This is a genomic window from Terricaulis silvestris, assembly GCF_009792355.1.
Lineage (GTDB): Bacteria > Pseudomonadota > Alphaproteobacteria > Caulobacterales > Aquidulcibacteraceae > Vitreimonas > Vitreimonas silvestris.
In genome coordinates, this window is the sequence record NZ_CP047045.1 from 2,246,030 (window position 1) to 2,261,833 (window position 15,804).

The following is a 15,804-nucleotide window of genomic DNA, read 5'->3' on the forward strand; positions in this document are numbered from 1 at the left end:
CAGCGCGGTCAGGGCGTTAGCCCTGTTTCTCCGAGATGAACTTCACAGCGTCGCCGACGGTCTGAATGTGCTCAGCCGCGTCGTCCGGAATCTCGATGCCGAACTCTTCTTCGAACGCCATGACGAGTTCGACGTTGTCCAAGCTGTCAGCGCCCAGATCGTCGATGAACGAGGCCTTCTCGACCACCTTCTCCGGCGGGGCTTCGAGGTGCTTGATCACGATCGCCTTTACGCGCTCAAAAACTTCCGACATGCACGCCTCGCCAAGTGCTGAAAAAATGGTCACGCCCCGTACGGGGCGCTTGGTAGCGGCCTTTTGACCACAGGTACGGCGTCGCGCAAGCCCTTTTCTCTGCGGCCAGCGCAAGCCTGCCCCTCAGATCATGGCCATCCCGCCGTTCACGTGCAGGGTCTGGCCGGTCATGTAGGCCGCTTCATCGCTGGCCAGATAAACGGCCGCAGCTGCGACGTCTGACCCCTCGCCGAGACGCCCAGCCGGGATCTTGGTCAGCAGCGCCGATTTCTGCGTCTCGTTGAGTACGTCTGTCATCGGCGAGGCGATGAAACCCGGCGCGATGCAATTGGCGGTGACGTTGCGGCTGGCGACTTCCGCGGCAAGCGCCTTGGTGAAGCCGATCATGCCGGCTTTCGACGCCGCGTAATTCGCCTGTCCGGGGTTTCCGGTGACGCCGACCACTGACGTAATCCCAATGATGCGGCCCCAGCGGTTTTTCATCATGTTCCGCAGCGCCGCGCGCGAGAGGCGGAAATAGCTCTCGAGATTGATCTTGATGACGTTCTGAAAGTCCTCGTCCTTCATGCGCAGCATCAGCCCGTCCTTGGTGATGCCGGCGTTGGCGACCAGGATGTCGAGCCGACCGCCGAGGGCGGCTTCAGCTTGACCGACGAGGGCATCCACAGCGGTGGGATCGGAGAGATTGCAGGGTGTAATCGGGTGATCGGCGCCGAGTTCGGCGCGAACTTTCTCCAGCGCCTCAACGCGGGTGCCGGAAAGCGCCACGCGCGCGCCCTGTGCGGCCAGCGCCTTGGCGATCGCGCCGCCAATGCCGCCGGAGGCGCCCGTAACAAGCGCGGTTTTGCCTTTGAGATCGAACATGAAGCACCCTCGGTTTCCGGCGTGGCTTATGCCGGGCGGAGCATGGCGGCAAGTTTCGTGACCGTGTTCCAGTTTCGCGCCGTGCCGCTCTTCGGCATTTTGAGCTTCGACACGCCCTGGCCTTGCGGAAACTTGATGTAGAGACAGTCCTTGCCCTGGCGGATTTCTTCGCCGGTAAGCGCGGTGTTTTCCATCGCTTCCAGTTCGGCCTTCGTTGCCGAACTGCGCATGAAATTCACGACCAGGAAATTGGGATTGGTCTTGGTGAAAGCCTTGAACGGATTGGCGTCGATGACGGCGTCGAGCTGATCGGCGTCGCGGACGAAGACATCTGTCTTCAGCTCCAGCCCTGCGAGGATCACCTTCTCCAACTTCGCCTCCAGCTTGGCGCCGGTGAACTTGGCGTTGAGCACGAGATTGCCGCTCGCGATCAGGGTGCGAACATTGCTGAAGCCCGCAGCTTCGCAGACTTCGCGCAGTTCGGACATGACGACTTTGCGTCCGCCCAAATTGACGCCGCGTAGAAGAGCAATTTGGCGGCTCACTCTGACTTGTGTTCGGGCGTGGTGTCCTGTCCTGCAGCATTTGTCCGGTCTGCTCTGAGCTGAGCGAGTATCTCGATCAACAGCGCCGCTTGCTCATCGGTGGCCGCCCGTGCCTCGTGCATTCGGCAAAGAACATAGACCAGAGAGGCCGTTAGCATGAGTGCTAGCGACCCCTGAATATCTGCGCCCGATAAGTAGCCGATGCCGCGACCCATCAAGCTGAGCACGACCGAGGCCACTCCAAGGGCGAACATAATCGCCCCGATGACAATGACGACGACGCTGAAACTGCGGATCAAAGCTGTGAAAGGCACCGGCTTCCCTCAGACCGTTTTCGCGAAAGCTTCGAGATCGCCCGGCTCGTTCAGCGCCAGCGCTTCCGCATCGGGCGCATTGCGCTTGACCATGCCGGTGAGCTGCTTGCCGGCGCCGACCTCGGCGAAGCGGGTGACGCCGCACCGCGCCATCCATTCGATGCTTTCGCGCCAGCGCACGCGGCCTGTGACTTGCTCCACCAACAGCTTGCGAACCGTCGCTGGCTCGTGAACCGGTTGCGCCGTAACGTTGGCGACGAGGGCCGGATTGAACGGCGCAAACGAAGCGCTTGCCAACGCTTCCGCCATTGCGTCGGCGGCGGGCTGCATCAGCGGCGAGTGGAACGGCGCCGAGACGTTGAGCGCAATGGCGCGAGCGCCTTTTTCCTTCGCGTAGGCGAGCGCCGCGTCGATGCCGGCTTTCGAGCCGGAGATGACGACGTTGCCGATGTTGTTGTCGTTGGCGACCACGCAGATCCCAGCTTCTGCGCCCTTCGCGGCGATCTCTTCGGCGAGCGCCACATCGACCTTGCCGATCAGCGCCGCCATCGCGCCTTCGCCAACGGGCACGGCAGCCTGCATGGCGTTGCCGCGCGTGCGCAACAGTCTCGCGGTGTCGGAAATCGTCAACGCGCCAGCGGCGGCGAGCGCGGAATATTCACCCAGCGAGTGGCCCGCGACAAACGCGGCTTTGCTTGCCGGCACGCGAAACTCCCGTTCCAACGCGCGCATCGCTGCGAGGCTGACGGCCATCAACGCAGGTTGCGCATTGGCGGTGAGCGTCAACTCTTCCGCCGGGCCTTCAAAGATGAGCCGCGAGAGCTTCTCGCCGAGCGCTTCGTCGATTTCTTGAAACACTTCGCGGCTTGCGGCGAAAGCGTCGTTAAGGCTCTTGCCCATGCCGGGCGCTTGGCTTCCCTGACCGGGAAAGATGAATGCGAGGGTCATGGCGCGGGGCGTATCGCGCAGGCCGTCGCTCGGCAAGCAGTTCACTCGCCCGCCGGTAGTGTTCCGTCGCGGGATGGCATGACCTGTGATTGAGTCTGTGTCGTACAGCGGGGTACGTACGTAACCCTACGCGTGGCGGCGCGGCAAAGAAGGAGGATAACCTTGATAAAGGTTGTTAAATCCGTCCTCGGCGCCGGCGCGATTCTAGCAGCGATGACGACACATGCTGCGGCGGAAACTTGCATACTTTTCCTCTGCCTTGGCGGCGACGGCAAGTCCGGCGGCGACACTGGTGGCGGCGGTGGTGGTGGCAGTGCGCCGTCAGCGCCGGAAATCGACGCTTCGCAAGGTCTGACCGCGATCGCGGTGCTGGCTGTTGCAGTGCTGTTAATGCGCGAACGCTTCTTGCGCCAACGCGCGATCTAAAACCGGACGACCTGCTAGATGAGCGCGCTCCCCCTCCCAGGCGCGCGCGTCCGGTGCTTGGCGCAGCAGCCCCCCAGCGCTGCGCCAAGCTATCGCCCCGCGCGAAATATTACGAATTGCACACGGACGCGTGGAAAGCCGTCGCGCGCATCCGCGGCGCATGGTTCCAATGAACCAAGTGGGGAGCTTCTCCGGCGCACGACGCGGCGGAAATCCTCAGCTGGGGGATTTCGTACGTGCAAAAGTTTTTCAACATGGTGGCCACTGCGGCTGCGATGACAGCGGCGACCGTGACCACGGCGTCGGCCAAGACCTGCTTCCTGCTCTTCTGCTGGAACGCCCCGACCAAGGGCAACGGCGGCAACCACGGTGGCGGTCATGGCGGCGGCCACGGTGGTGGTCACGGTGGCGGCCACGGCGGTGGTCATGGCGGCGGCGGACATCCGTCGGCGCCGGAAATCGACGTGACGCAAGGCGCGGCAGCTTTGGTGATCGTCGCGATCGCGGTGCTCATCCTGCGCGAAGCCTATCTGCGCCAACGCGCCAAGGCCTAATTCTTGCGTCTAGCGCCGCACGATGAGCACGATGAACATCGGCGACCGTGCGGCGCACGCGCCTAAAACCTGGCGCATAGGCGCACGCGGGGCTGCGCTTGCGCTGCTGTTGCTTGTCGAGATCGTCCTGCTCGACGGCGCCTATTCATTCCGTGACATTGTAGGCGGCGCACCTTCGCCGGCGTGGAGAGTCTTCAACGATACGCTGCAGGTTCTCGTTTACGTCGCGCTCTATGCCGGCATAGCGTTCTGCTTTCTCGCCTTCGCGCAATCGCGCGCCATCGTCGCCGATTGGCTGACGGACGCGCGGACCCACCGCTGGGGCCGCTGGCTCGGCGCCCAGACGGTGCTTTTCCTCGGCTTGCTTGCAGCGCTATCAGCGCTCAGCGGCGCGAATGCGACGCCGTGGGCCGGTGTTTCGCTCTGGATGGCGGCGGCGGGCGCGATGGTGGTTTGCGCGGTGATCGCGCTTGCGCCGATCTCGTTTTGGTTCGGCTTTGCGCGCAAACACGCCGGCCATGCCATTGTAGCGCTGGCGTTCGGCGCACTCACCTACGCGGCGATCGAGTTCTCGCGCAACAGCTGGCATGACCTCTCGGCCGCGACGCTCTACACGTCGCACTGGCTCTTGCAGCTTTACGAGCCGAGCGCGTTCATCGATGTGCCAAACCGCATGCTTGGTGCCCTCGACTTCCGCGTCATCATCGGTGCGCCTTGCTCCGGCTACGAAGGAGTCGGCCTCGTGCTCGGCATGATGAGCTTTTACATCTTCGCCTTCCGCCGCGACCTGCGCTTCCCGCACGTGCTGGTGCTACTGCCGCTTGGCGCGCTGACGATCTGGGTGCTGAACGCGGTGCGGCTGACGTTGCTGGTCAGCATGGGCGCTCACGTGTCTCCCGAGGTCGCCATTAACGGCTTCCATTCGCAAGCCGGCTGGGTGTTCTTTCTGACGGTGACGATCTCGCTGATGCTGATCGCGCACCGCGCGCCGATCTTCCGGGCGCATCCCGTCGTCGATAAAAAGCAAGAGCGCGATCCGGCGCTCTATCTCGCCGCCGCACTGCTCACGCCTTTCGCGGCGCTGATGGCGGCCCGCATTGGCGGCGCCGTGTTCGGCGACAGCTCCCGCTGGGCCGGCGTTCTGCTGATCGCCATTCCGGTGGCGACGATCTGGATCTACCGCGACGCCATTCGCGGCCAGCTGGCCAAGATCGGCGCGGAGCCGTGGCTTGTTGGCCTCGCCGTCGGCGGGCTGTGGATTGTCACCGAGCCAGCGGCGGAAACATCGACGCTCGGCGCCTGGCTCGAAACGCAGCCGCCGGCGGCTGCCGCGGCGTGGCTCGCGCTTCGGATTTTCGGCTTCGCACTGATCGTCCCAATCGTTGAGGAACTGGCGTTCCGGGGCTATCTGCACCGCGCGCTGATCAGCCGGCGCTTCGAAGCGGTAGCGCCTGGCGCGTTCACGTGGGTAGCGCTGATCGTCACCAGCGTGCTGTTCGGTGCGCTGCACGGGCGTTGGCTTGCGGGCGCGCTCGCGGGCGCAGCATTCGCGATCACTCTCTATCGCTCGAAGACTCTCTCCGGTGCGATCGCGGCGCACGTCGCGGCCAACGGCATCATCGCGATCTATGCGGTGATGATGGAGCGTTGGGAATTGCTCTGAGCGCGCCGCGCGTCAGAGTTCTCCACAAACATGCGGGCGCGCGCGTCGAGCGCATGAACTCGTATTTATTGTAAGCGCAATTGACAGTTTGCGGCGGATGACCGGGAGTGAGTCGAGGTCTGGGGGAACGCGCACACGCGCACTTCCAGGGGGACCATCCGATGCGGGCTCGGAGCTTTAGCCTTGCCGTTTTGACGTTGGCGCTAGGCGCGATCGTTATGATCGGACCTGCCGCCGCCACTGGTGGCACGCATTGCCATCACAACAGCTGCAATGGCGGACAAAACGGTCAGAACGGCGAGAACGGAAACAACGGACAGAACGGCCAAAATGGTCAGAACGGGCAGAATGGTCAGAGCGGTCAAAATGGCCAGAACGGTCAAAACGGACAGAATGGTGAGAACGGGCAGAACGGGGAAAATGGCCAGAACGGTGAGAACGGTCTCAATGGCGAGAACGGAGAGAACGGCCAAAACGGTCTGAACGGCGACAACGGAAAAAATGGGCGCGACGGACGCGACGGGCGCGTTACTGAAATCCCCGTCACCACCGCCTACGCGCCGCCGACGATCGCCACCGAAGACACCTGCATGGGCTCGAGTTCTGTCGGCGCGCAAGGCGTCGCATTCGGCGTTTCGTTCGGCACGACGTGGCGCGACGAGAACTGCCAGCGGCTGAAAAACTCGCGCGAACTCGCCGCGATGGGCTTCGCGCCGGCAGCTGTTGCACTGCTGTGCGTGGACAACGACGTGCGGGACGCCATGACCACGGCGGGCACGCCATGTCCCGGACGGCGCGAAGACGACCGCTAGACGTCGATGTATCCGCGCGCGCTCACGCCGGTGATGGCGTCGCTTGTGTTCGGCACAAGTGTGCAACCGTCATTCGCTTACGCCGACGAGAGTTATGATCTCGGCGGCGACAGCGCGCGGCTCGGCGCCGATGGCTACGAGGTCACGGGCGTGATCGAGACCCAGGAGCAGAGCGCGCAGCGGGGTGCGAGTTATCACGGGCCCCGAATTCCCGTGCCTACCGCCTACTCGCCCCGGATCGTCGCGTCCGAAGACACCTGCATGGGCTCACGCTCGTTCGGCCTGCAGCTAGCCGGCTTCGGCGTGTCGTTCGGCACGACCTGGCAAGACCGCCAATGCATGCGCATCAAGAACGCGCGCCAGCTCAATGCGCTCGGATACCAGCGCGCGGCGATCGCGCTGCTGTGCCAGGACGACGAGGTGTTTGACGCCATGGAGCGCGCGGGCACGCCGTGCCCCGGCCTTGAGCTGGTGACGTTCGAACCGCCGCCACCTGAGGTACCGGCCGAGCCACCGCTCATCTCGTTCGACGACGTGCTGTTCGACTTCGACCGCGCGACGCTGCGGCCCGAAGCGGATGCGATCCTCGCGCCGGCGCTGGAGCTGCTGCAGGCGGATCCGGCGATGGCCGTCGAGATCGAGGGCCACACCGACTGGATCGGCAGCGACGGTTACAACGACGGCCTCTCGCGGCGCCGCGCCCAGGCCGTGGTGGAATGGCTCGTGGCGCGCGGGATCGAACGCGAGCGGATCAGCGCCGTGGGGCGTGGGGAAAGCGAGCCGGTCGCCACCAACGCGACGGCGGCCGGCCGCCAGCTCAATCGGCGGGTCGAGGTGCGACGGCGGGCCGGAACAAGCTCCTCCTGACGCGCAAGCGAAGGAGGTTCGGAAGGGGCGGCGCCCACCACCCGGCTAAAACCGGCGCCGCCCCTTTCGGTTACCGTCACCTTGGGGATAACGCCCCTTGCTTCCCGGGCCGAAATGCGTATTTTCCGCGCCTTCGCGATCTGCGGCCCCGGGGGCATCCGCCGCCCGGGGTCCATCGTTTTTGCCGGTTCTTCCCCGGCAGAGGCGCCGCAGATCACTCGGAAGAGGACAAGAATGGCTTATTACGAACACGTGCTCATCGCACGTCCCGAAATCTCGCCGCAGCAAGTCGATGCGCTGGTCGAGGACATCACCAACACGATCAAGGAATTGGGCGGCGCGGTTGGCAAGACCGAATACTGGGGCTTGCGCAATCTCACCTACCGCATCCGTAAGAACCGCAAGGGCCACTACGCCCTGCTGAACCTCGATTGCCCGCCGACCGCGGTGCACGAGCTCGAGCGGCGCTTGAAGATCAACGAAGACGTCATGCGCTTCAAAACCATCCGCGTCGAAGAGCTCGATGAAGAGCCCTCGCCCATTCTCGCTCGTCGCGATCGCGAAGAGCGCCGTCGTGCGCGCCGTGAAGGCGGCCGCGATGGTGAAGAAGGTGGCGGCGAGTTTGAAGGCGGGGAGGACTAAATCATGGCCAACAAGAAAATCGTCAAAGGCGCCCCGAAGTTCAACATTTCGAACATTCCGGCGCGGCGTCCGTTCGGCCGCCGGCGTAAGGTGTGCCCGTTCTCCGGCTCTGCTGCGCCGAAGATCGACTACAAGGACGTGAAAATGCTCCAACGCTACATCAGCGAAAAGGGCAAGATCGTCCCGGCGCGCATCACCGCCGTTTCCGCCAAGAAGCAACGCGAACTCGCGCGCGCCATCAAACTGGCTCGCGAACTCGCACTGCTTCCGTTTGCCGTTCAGTAAGGGAGACAAAGCAATGCAAGTCATCCTGCTCGAACGCGTCGAAAGCCTTGGCGCCATCGGCGACGAAGTGAAGGTGCGCGACGGGTTCGCCCGCAACTTCCTGCTGCCGCAGAAGAAAGCGCTCCGCGCCACCGACGATAACCGCAAGCTGTTCGAAGCGCGCCGCGCCGAGATCGAAGCTCGCAACGCCGAACAAAAGGCCGCCGCCGAAAAGGCGTCCGGCAAGATCGACGGCTCGAGTTACCTCCTCATCCGCTCCGCCGGTGAAGCGGGCCAGCTCTACGGTTCGGTTTCCGCGCGCGACGTGGCCGAAGAGATCCTCAAGAGCGGCGCCAAGATCGAACGCAGCGCCGTTGTGCTCGACAAGCCGATCAAGACCATCGGCGTCTATGACGTGCGCGTCCGCCTCCATGCGGAAGTGTACGCCAACGTAAAGGTCAACGTGGCCCGCTCGGCCGACGAAGCTGAGCGTCAAGCGAAGGGCGAAAACGTCATCGCGTCGGCTGCTGAAGCCGATCGCGCGGACGCCGAGGCGCAAGCCAAGGAGCTTTCCGCGAACTCGATCACCAACGATCCGTCTGCTCGCGCCGAATAACGTCGCGGCAACGCATCCAAAGCTTGAGGCCCGTGCATCGAAAGGTGCACGGGCCTCTCGCATTTTGCATACGCGCGCATACGCGTGCGCGCTAGGTTGGCCCGCTGGACACTCGGAGGGACGCCCATGATCAATCGTCGCAATATTCTCTTGGGCGCTACCGCGCTTTCGCTGACCGCCGCCTGCGCTTCGACGCCGGACGCCAATACGCCCGCAGCGCCGGCGACTTACACCGCCGCCGCGTTCTTCCAGACCACCGCTTATGCGATGTCAGCGCCGACGGGTTTGGGCTTCTCGCCGGACGGGCGCAGCATCCTGATCTCGAACGACTCCAGCGGCGTCTTCAACGCCTACGCGCTATCGATCGAGGGCGGCGCCGCCGTGCCGCTTACAGCATCGACGACGAACGCCACCTTCGCCGAGAGCTATTTCCCGAACGACGAACGCGTCATCGTCACCGCCGACCAAGGCGGCAACGAACTGACCCACGTCTATGTCCGCGAACGCGACGGCACGCTGCGCGACCTGACGCCGGGCGACGAGTTGAAGGCCGATTTCCTGTCGTGGCGCGACGATGGCGCGGCCTTCTACGTGATCTCGAATGAGCGCAACCCGGAAGCGTTCGATCTCTACGAATACGACGCGACCAGCTACGAGCGCCGCCTCGTCTACGAAAACCCCGGCATGGAGATCTCCGATCTCTCTCCGAACGGCCGCTGGCTCGCCCTCGTGCGCCCACGCACCAGCGCCGACAGCGACATCTTCCTGGTCAATCTGCATACGCGCGACATGCGCGAACCGCGCCTCATCACGGAGCACACCGGCAACATCTCGTACAACACGCACGCTTTTACACCAGACACCTCGGCGCTGCTCTACAGCACGGATGAACACGGCGAATTCACTCAGGCCTGGCGCTACGATCTGGCCACCGGCGCGAAGAACGCGGTCATCGAGACCGAGTGGGACGTGATGTTCATCACCTACTCGCCGACTGGGCGCTATCAGGTCTCGGCGGTGAACGCTGACGGATCAACCGAAGTGAGCATCGTAGATACGCGCAGCAACAATCCGATCCGCCTCACCGGCGTGCCCGCAGGCGATCTAGGCGGCGTGCGGTTCAACCGCGATGAGACACGCATTGCCTTCACAGTGGCGGCCGATACCTCACCCGCCGACGTCTTTTCCGCGCCGCTCAACACCGGCGTCGCGACGCGACTAACGCACGCGCTGAGCTCTGAGATCAACGAAGACGTACTCGTGGAAGCCACAGTCGTACGTTACCCGAGCTTCGACGGTCGCGAAATTCCCGGCATTCTCTACCGACCACGCGGATCGAGCGCTGACAATCGCGTTCCCGCGCTCGTCTACGTGCATGGCGGCCCAGGCGGCCAAAGCCGCCGTGGCTATTCCGCGTCGGTGCAGCACTTGGTGAACCATGGCTACGCGGTGTTCGCCGCCAACAACCGCGGCTCATCCGGCTACGGCAAGACGTTCTTCCATTTGGACGATCGCCATCATGGCGAAGTCGATCTGCAAGACATCGTACACGCGCGCCGCCATCTCGAAACACTGGACTGGGTCGACAACGACCGCATCGGCATCATGGGCGGCAGCTACGGCGGCTACATGGTGGCGGCAGCGCTCGCGTTTGAACCGGAAGCGTTCGATGTCGGCATCGACATTTTCGGCGTCACCAATTGGGAGCGCACGCTGAACTCGATCCCGCCGTGGTGGGCTTCGTTCCGCGAAGCGCTCTACGACGAAATGGGCGACCCCGCGACCGACGCCGAGCGTCACCGCCGCATCTCGCCGCTCTTCCACGCCGCGAACATCAGCAAACCGCTGCTCGTGATCCAAGGCGCCAACGACCCGCGCGTGCTTCAGGTGGAAAGCGACGAACTGGTCGCAGCAGTGCGCGCCAACAACGTGCCGGTGGAGTACGTGGTGTTCCCCGACGAAGGTCACGGCTTCTTGCGCAAGGAAAACCGGGTCACGGCGCAGGACGCGTATCTGCGCTTCCTGGATCAGCACCTCCGGGGCGCTGCGAGCTGATTCCATCATTACGGGTCAACAACAAAGACCTGGGTGGGACTCAGAAAAAGCGGGGTCAAGATTTCGGGACGTAAACGATTGCCGCCCCGAATCGCCTCATCTTGCCCGCGATGTCGAACCAGCAGTCCCTTCCGCTTGCCGTCCCGGCCGCGCCGCCGCAGCCGCGCGTCGCGCCGCACAATCTGGAGGCCGAGCAAGCGCTGCTGGGCGCGATTCTGTTCGACAACGAGACCTACAACCGGATCAATTCGAGCCTCCAAGAGAAGCACTTCTACGATCCAGTGCACGGCCGCATCTTCTCGGCGTGCGCCGACCTAATAACCGCCGGGCAGCTCGCCGACGGCGTTACCCTGAAGGAACGGTTTTCGCGCGACGGCGGCATCAAGGAAATCGGCGGTGCGGTCTATCTTTTGAAACTCATGGAGGCGGCTGCGCCGCTCTCCGCGCATGCGCAATCTTATGCTGATCTAATCTATGACTTGGCGCTCCGACGGGAACTCATTCGCGTTGGCAACGTCATAAGCGATTTGGCCGAGAGTCCGCCCGACGATCACGACGCGAACGATATCATCGAGGAAGCGGAGCGCACACTGTTTGGCCTTGCGGAAAGCGGAACGACCAGCCGTGGTTTTCAGGATTTCAAGACTGCGATTACGAAATCGATCGAGGTCGCTGCGGCAGCAAAGAACCGTGGATCGGATGTTTCGGGCATATCGTCCGGATTCCGAGAGTTGGACCACAAGCTCGGCGGGTTTCATGGCTCGGATTTGATCATCTTAGCTGGTCGTCCTTCGATGGGAAAAACCGCCCTCGCGCTTAACATGGCAATGAATGCGGCGCTGGCGAAACTAAAGGGCGATCAAACAAAGGACGAAAGTCATGCGGGCGGTGTAGTCGGGTTCTTTTCGCTCGAAATGTCGGCGGAGCAACTCGCGACACGTTTGCTGTCTGACTACACATCCATCGAATCGCACAGGCTCCGCCAGGGAAGGATCGAGAAACACGAATTTATGCAGATCAACGATGCTGCGCAAATGCTGCATACGCTTCCCCTGCACGTCGATGAAACGGGCGGTATCTCAATCGCGCAGCTGCACAACCGTGCGCGACGCTTGAAGCGTACGGCGGGTCTTGACCTAATCGTTGTCGACTATCTTCAGTTGGTGACCACGAACTCACGCAAAAATGATGGTCGCGTCCAGGAAGTGAGCGCTGTCACTCAGGGACTTAAGACTCTGGCCAAGGACCTAAACGTTCCGGTGTTGGCTCTTTCCCAGCTCTCCCGTCAGGTTGAATCACGCGACGACAAAAGACCGCAGCTTTCCGACCTCAGAGAGTCGGGTTCGATCGAACAGGATGCGGACGTGGTGATGTTCGTATATCGAGAAGAATACTATCTAAGCAGAACGGAGCCCGAGCCTAATTCCGACAAGCATATCGAATGGCGTAGGAAGATGGACGCCGCTATGAACAAGGCGGAGTTGATACTTGGCAAGAATCGCCATGGGCCGATTGACACAGTGGACCTGACGTTTGAAGGAAAGTTCACCCGCTTCTCATCAGCAGCAACGCAAAGACAGCGTTGACGCTCCTAGGTCGCGCCTGGCGCGGCTGACGGTCAACCACGCCGCCATCGTCGAGAACTGGCGCTTCTTCAAACAACGCGCGCCAAGTGCTGCTGTGTCCGCCGTTGTCAAGGCGGATTCCTACGGGCTCGGTTCTGTGGGCGCGTCGCGCGCATTGGCGCAAGCGGGCGCGCGCGTGTTCTTCACGGCGACGTTTGGCGAAGCGCTGCTCGTGCGCAAAGCGCTCGGCGAAGGCCCGCAGATCTTCGTGCTGAACGGTCCCTCGGAAGAGGACGCCGAACAATACGCGGCGCCAAAGCTAACGCCGATCCTGAACTCGCTGGCGCAGATCAAGCTTTGGAATGCGCGTGGGCCGGCGGGCTTGCACATCGACACCGGCATGAATCGGCTCGGCATCGGCCCGGAGGAATTGGCGCAAGCCGCCGTCGCGCTCAAGGGCGCGGCACTGGCGCTGGTGATGAGCCACCTCGCCTGCGCGTCCGACGTGAAAAGTGAGATGAACGCCGTGCAGCTGCGTCGCTTCGTCGATGCAGCAACGTTGTTTCCCAAAGCGCTTCGCAGCTTGGCGTCTACAGGCGGGGTGCTGATCGGCCCGGATTATCATTTCGATCTCGTGCGTCCGGGCATTGGTCTTTACGGCTCTGGCGGTCTGGACGCCGACAACCCGCCTCTGGCCGCGGCAGCCACCGTGGAAGCACCGATCGTGCAAGTGCGCGACGTCGAGCAAGGCGAAACGTTCGGCTATGGCGCGACGTTCACCGCGCCCCAAAAGATGCGCTCCGCCACAGTCGCGATCGGTTACGCCGACGGCTACTTGCGGTCGCTCTCCGGGCGCGGCTATGGGTTCCTCGGCGGCGCGCGGCCACCGATCCTGGGGCGGGTTTCAATGGATCTGATCATCATCGACGTGACCGGCTGCGCCGAGGCGCAACCTGGTGCGATGGTCGAATTTCTCGGCCCCAACGTGCGCCTCGATGACCTCGCCGCGCTCGCGGGCACCGCGCCCTACGAAATCCTGACCACGTTCGCCGGCACAGTGCGCAAGACCGGAGCGCGCGCGTGAATCCGTTTGCGGCGATTGGACGTGGGACGTTGGGGCTGATGGCCGAGATCGGGCGCTTCTCGGCGTTCGCCGGGCGCTCGGCTGCGTCCATTTTTGCGCCGCCCTTCTTCATCGGCCAATTCCTACGCCAGTGCGCGCAGATCGGTTATTTCTCGCTGCCGGTGATTGGCGTGACCGCCGTGTTCATCGGCGCGGCTCTGGCGCTTAACATCTATGTCGGCGGCGCGCGTTTCAACGCCGAGCAATTCGTGCCGAACATCGTGGTGCTCGGCATCACGCGCGAGCTTGGCCCTGTGTTGGCCGGCTTGATGCTGGCGGGACGCGTCAGCGCCGGCATCGCCGCCGAAATCGGCACCATGCGCGTCACCGAGCAGATCGACGCGATGACGACGCTCTCGACCGATCCGTTCAAGTATCTCGTGGCCCCGCGCATTCTGGCGGCGACGCTGACGCTGCCGATACTGGTGCTGGTCGCAGACATCATCGGCGTGATGGGCGGCTATCTGGTCGCGGTGAACAGCCTCGACTTCAATGGCGCGGCGTATTTGCGCAACACGTTCGAATTCGTGGAGCCGCAGGACGTGATCTTGGGCCTGGTGAAGGCGGCGGTGTTCGGATTCATCATCGCCGCAGTCGGCGCCTACCAGGGCTACAATTCCTCCGGCGGCGCCCTCGGCGTCGGCCGCGCGACCACCAACGCCGTCGTCGGCGCCATCGTTCTCATTCTCGCGGTGAACTATCTCATCACCGCCTTCTTCGTGGAGTGACGCGATGACCGCGAAACTCCAGCTTGTCGGCGTCAAGAAGAAGTTGCGCGGACGCCAGGTGCTCGATGGCGTCGATATCGACGTCAACAAAGGCCGCTCACTCGTCATCATCGGCGGCTCGGGCCAAGGCAAGTCCGTGACCCTGAAATGCGCGCTGGGGCTGATGAAGCCGGACGCCGGCCAAGTGCTGGTCGATGGCGCCGACGTCACGCGTATGCCGCAGGAAATCCGCGCGCGCGTGATGCGCAAGTTCGGCATGCTGTTCCAGGGCGGCGCGCTGTTCGACTCGCTGACCGTCTGGGAGAACATCGCGTTCCGTCTGATCTACGCCGACAAGATGGCGCGCCCCGAAGCGCGCGAGCGCGCGATCGAAACCATGCGCAAGGTGCGCCTCGCGCCAGAATTCGCGGATGTGCGCCCGATCGAGCTCTCCGGCGGCATGCAGAAACGCGCCGGCCTCGCCCGCGCCATCATCGCCAAGCCGGACATCATCTTTTTCGACGAACCCACCACCGGCCTTGATCCGATCACCGCCGACGCCATCAACGATCTCATCCGCGAGATGGTGGATGATCTCGGCTGCGCCGCGGTGTCGATCACGCACGACATGCCAAGCGCGCGCAAGATCGCAGACGAAATCGCAATGCTGCAGGACGGCAAGATCGTCTGGCGCGGCCCGACCGCGTCGCTTGAGACCAGCGGCAACGCCATGGTCGACCAATTCGTCGCCGGGCGTGCGGATGGACCGATTCAAGCGGTAGTGTGAACCACACATGGGCCGCTGATGGAAATGGATGAACCGGACCGCAGTTGTGTTGGCCGCAATTCTTATCGTCGTCTATGCGATCGAGGCCGCCGTCGCGATCAGTCACAATCAGATCGTCGTAGGGCAGAACTACTGGAACGCTCCGCTCTTCGCTCTCCTTCAACTCGTCGTCGTCACGGTCGCCGCACCCACGCTACTTTGGTACGCCTTGCGCCATTGGAATGACGAACGGCCTCCACGAGACCGCAGCGACTAACCTCAGAGCTTCCGCGCAATTACTGCGTCGAGTTCTTCCGGCTTCGCAGTCGGCGCGTAGCGGCCGATCACCTTGCCGTCGCGGCCGATCAGGAACTTGGTGAAATTCCATTTGATTTTACGGCCCAACAAGCCGCCGCCCTTCTCTCGCGTGAGATAGTCATAGAGCGGATGCGCTTGTGGTCCGTTCACATCAATCTTGGCGAACATCGGAAATGTCACATCGTACGTCAGTGAGCAGAAGTTCTTGATCTCGTTCTCGTCACCCGGCTCCTGTTTGCCGAACTGGTTGCTCGGAAAGCCAAGCACTTCGACACCCTGCGCCGCGTACTTTCGGTGCAACTCTTCCAGCCCTTTGTACTGATAGGTGAACCCGCACTGGCTGGCGGTGTTCACGATCAGCAGCAACTTGCCGCGATACTCGGAGAGCGAGCGCTCCTTGCCGTCGATGTCGCGGGCGGTGAAGTCGTAGATGTTTGCGGCGCCATTCATCCCTATGCGTTAGCAGACCCGGCGCGCTAATCTCAACACTGGATTCGCGAGA

General features: G+C 63.0%; 20 protein-coding genes. 14 read left to right on the forward strand and 6 right to left on the reverse strand.

Annotation, left to right across the window (positions count from 1 at the left end; all coding sequences use genetic code 11):
• Positions 1-16: 16 nt before the first annotated feature.
• The 5 genes from DSM104635_RS11455 to fabD all read right to left on the reverse strand — a co-directional run bounded on the left by DSM104635_RS11455 (position 17) and on the right by fabD (position 2,924).
• Complete coding sequence (locus DSM104635_RS11455; protein WP_135210639.1) at positions 17-253, reverse strand: acyl carrier protein; 237 nt, start codon at positions 251-253, stop codon at positions 17-19.
• A 123-nt stretch (positions 254-376) separates the two neighbouring features.
• Entirely contained in the window at positions 377-1,117 is a 741-nt protein-coding gene (gene fabG / locus DSM104635_RS11460; protein ID WP_158766329.1) for a 3-oxoacyl-[acyl-carrier-protein] reductase, read from the reverse strand.
• Positions 1,118-1,143: 26 nt separating this feature from the next.
• Positions 1,144-1,662, reverse strand: coding sequence for a DUF1697 domain-containing protein (locus tag DSM104635_RS11465; RefSeq protein ID WP_158766330.1), 519 nt, complete (start codon positions 1,660-1,662; stop codon positions 1,144-1,146).
• Positions 1,659-1,976 carry a hypothetical protein gene (locus DSM104635_RS11470; protein WP_158766331.1) on the reverse strand — a complete coding sequence of 106 codons (318 nt, stop codon included), beginning with the start codon at positions 1,974-1,976 and terminating at the stop codon, positions 1,659-1,661. The genes DSM104635_RS11465 and DSM104635_RS11470 overlap by 4 nt, the downstream gene beginning before the upstream one ends.
• 9 nt (positions 1,977-1,985) lie before the next feature.
• Entirely contained in the window at positions 1,986-2,924 is a 939-nt protein-coding gene (gene fabD, locus DSM104635_RS11475) for an ACP S-malonyltransferase (RefSeq protein WP_158766332.1), read from the reverse strand.
• Positions 2,925-3,086: 162 nt separating this feature from the next.
• On the opposite strand from fabD, the gene DSM104635_RS11480 reads away from it, so the two are divergent.
• The 14 genes from DSM104635_RS11480 to DSM104635_RS11545 all read left to right on the forward strand — a co-directional run bounded on the left by DSM104635_RS11480 (position 3,087) and on the right by DSM104635_RS11545 (position 15,261).
• The gene (locus tag DSM104635_RS11480) at positions 3,087-3,350 is read left to right on the forward strand and encodes a hypothetical protein (RefSeq protein ID WP_158766333.1); all 264 of its coding nucleotides are present in this window, start codon (positions 3,087-3,089) and stop codon (positions 3,348-3,350) included.
• Positions 3,351-3,586: 236 nt separating this feature from the next.
• A complete protein-coding gene (locus DSM104635_RS11485) occupies positions 3,587-3,904 on the forward strand; it encodes a VPEID-CTERM sorting domain-containing protein (RefSeq protein WP_158766334.1) in 318 nt (105 codons plus the stop codon).
• Between the two features lie 22 nt (positions 3,905-3,926).
• Positions 3,927-5,567, forward strand: a complete 1,641-nt coding sequence (gene xrtE / locus DSM104635_RS11490) for an exosortase E/protease, VPEID-CTERM system (RefSeq protein ID WP_158766335.1) — start codon at positions 3,927-3,929, stop codon at positions 5,565-5,567.
• Between the two features lie 218 nt (positions 5,568-5,785).
• Complete coding sequence (locus DSM104635_RS19790) at positions 5,786-6,379, forward strand: hypothetical protein (protein WP_187448148.1); 594 nt, start codon at positions 5,786-5,788, stop codon at positions 6,377-6,379.
• Positions 6,380-6,385: 6 nt separating this feature from the next.
• The gene (locus DSM104635_RS11500; protein ID WP_158766336.1) at positions 6,386-7,246 is read left to right on the forward strand and encodes an OmpA family protein; all 861 of its coding nucleotides are present in this window, start codon (positions 6,386-6,388) and stop codon (positions 7,244-7,246) included.
• A 234-nt stretch (positions 7,247-7,480) separates the two neighbouring features.
• Positions 7,481-7,888, forward strand: a complete 408-nt coding sequence (gene rpsF / locus DSM104635_RS11505) for a 30S ribosomal protein S6 (protein WP_158766337.1) — start codon at positions 7,481-7,483, stop codon at positions 7,886-7,888.
• Between the two features lie 3 nt (positions 7,889-7,891).
• Positions 7,892-8,173: a 30S ribosomal protein S18 gene (gene rpsR / locus DSM104635_RS11510; protein ID WP_158766338.1), complete on the forward strand. Its 282-nt coding sequence runs from the start codon at positions 7,892-7,894 to the stop codon at positions 8,171-8,173.
• A 13-nt stretch (positions 8,174-8,186) separates the two neighbouring features.
• A complete protein-coding gene (gene rplI / locus DSM104635_RS11515; RefSeq protein WP_158766339.1) occupies positions 8,187-8,768 on the forward strand; it encodes a 50S ribosomal protein L9 in 582 nt (193 codons plus the stop codon).
• A gap of 126 nt (positions 8,769-8,894) precedes the next feature.
• The gene (locus DSM104635_RS11520; protein WP_158766340.1) at positions 8,895-10,823 is read left to right on the forward strand and encodes a S9 family peptidase; all 1,929 of its coding nucleotides are present in this window, start codon (positions 8,895-8,897) and stop codon (positions 10,821-10,823) included.
• 110 nt (positions 10,824-10,933) lie between these two features.
• Positions 10,934-12,409, forward strand: coding sequence for a replicative DNA helicase (locus DSM104635_RS11525; RefSeq protein WP_158766341.1), 1,476 nt, complete (start codon positions 10,934-10,936; stop codon positions 12,407-12,409).
• Positions 12,357-13,472 (forward strand): alanine racemase, encoded by a 1,116-nt coding sequence (gene alr, locus DSM104635_RS11530; protein WP_158766342.1) that lies wholly within the window; start codon positions 12,357-12,359, stop codon positions 13,470-13,472. The genes DSM104635_RS11525 and alr overlap by 53 nt, the downstream gene beginning before the upstream one ends.
• Before the next feature lie 38 nt (positions 13,473-13,510).
• On the forward strand, positions 13,511-14,239 hold the full coding sequence (locus DSM104635_RS11535) for an MlaE family ABC transporter permease (protein ID WP_158768075.1): 729 nt from the start codon (positions 13,511-13,513) through the stop codon (positions 14,237-14,239).
• Positions 14,240-14,243: 4 nt separating this feature from the next.
• Positions 14,244-15,005: an ABC transporter ATP-binding protein gene (locus DSM104635_RS11540; protein ID WP_158766343.1), complete on the forward strand. Its 762-nt coding sequence runs from the start codon at positions 14,244-14,246 to the stop codon at positions 15,003-15,005.
• A 28-nt stretch (positions 15,006-15,033) separates the two neighbouring features.
• Positions 15,034-15,261, forward strand: a complete 228-nt coding sequence (locus DSM104635_RS11545; protein WP_158766344.1) for a hypothetical protein — start codon at positions 15,034-15,036, stop codon at positions 15,259-15,261.
• 2 nt (positions 15,262-15,263) lie between these two features.
• Here DSM104635_RS11545 and DSM104635_RS11550 read toward each other — a convergent pair whose 3' ends face one another.
• Positions 15,264-15,752: a glutathione peroxidase gene (locus DSM104635_RS11550; protein ID WP_158766345.1), complete on the reverse strand. Its 489-nt coding sequence runs from the start codon at positions 15,750-15,752 to the stop codon at positions 15,264-15,266.
• Positions 15,753-15,804: the final 52 nt, after the last annotated feature.

Excerpts from the sequence above, each read along its gene's own strand:
- DSM104635_RS11535 (WP_158768075.1), top strand. The coding sequence starts at position 13,511 with ATGGCCGAGATCGGGCGCTTCTCGGCGTTCGCCGGGCGCTCGGCTGCG.
- rpsF (WP_158766337.1), top strand. The coding sequence starts at position 7,481 with ATGGCTTATTACGAACACGTGCTCATCGCACGTCCCGAAATCTCGCCG.
- rplI (WP_158766339.1), top strand. The coding sequence starts at position 8,187 with ATGCAAGTCATCCTGCTCGAACGCGTCGAAAGCCTTGGCGCCATCGGC.
- DSM104635_RS11455 (WP_135210639.1), bottom strand. The coding sequence starts at position 253 with ATGTCGGAAGTTTTTGAGCGCGTAAAGGCGATCGTGATCAAGCACCTC.
- xrtE (WP_158766335.1), top strand. The coding sequence starts at position 3,927 with ATGAGCACGATGAACATCGGCGACCGTGCGGCGCACGCGCCTAAAACC.
- fabD (WP_158766332.1), bottom strand. The coding sequence starts at position 2,924 with ATGACCCTCGCATTCATCTTTCCCGGTCAGGGAAGCCAAGCGCCCGGC.
- DSM104635_RS11545 (WP_158766344.1), top strand. The coding sequence starts at position 15,034 with ATGAACCGGACCGCAGTTGTGTTGGCCGCAATTCTTATCGTCGTCTAT.
- DSM104635_RS19790 (WP_187448148.1), top strand. The coding sequence starts at position 5,786 with ATGATCGGACCTGCCGCCGCCACTGGTGGCACGCATTGCCATCACAAC.
- DSM104635_RS11520 (WP_158766340.1), top strand. The coding sequence starts at position 8,895 with ATGATCAATCGTCGCAATATTCTCTTGGGCGCTACCGCGCTTTCGCTG.
- rpsR (WP_158766338.1), top strand. The coding sequence starts at position 7,892 with ATGGCCAACAAGAAAATCGTCAAAGGCGCCCCGAAGTTCAACATTTCG.
- DSM104635_RS11500 (WP_158766336.1), top strand. The coding sequence starts at position 6,386 with ATGTATCCGCGCGCGCTCACGCCGGTGATGGCGTCGCTTGTGTTCGGC.
- fabG (WP_158766329.1), bottom strand. The coding sequence starts at position 1,117 with ATGTTCGATCTCAAAGGCAAAACCGCGCTTGTTACGGGCGCCTCCGGC.
- DSM104635_RS11540 (WP_158766343.1), top strand. The coding sequence starts at position 14,244 with ATGACCGCGAAACTCCAGCTTGTCGGCGTCAAGAAGAAGTTGCGCGGA.
- DSM104635_RS11550 (WP_158766345.1), bottom strand. The coding sequence starts at position 15,752 with ATGAATGGCGCCGCAAACATCTACGACTTCACCGCCCGCGACATCGAC.
- DSM104635_RS11525 (WP_158766341.1), top strand. The coding sequence starts at position 10,934 with ATGTCGAACCAGCAGTCCCTTCCGCTTGCCGTCCCGGCCGCGCCGCCG.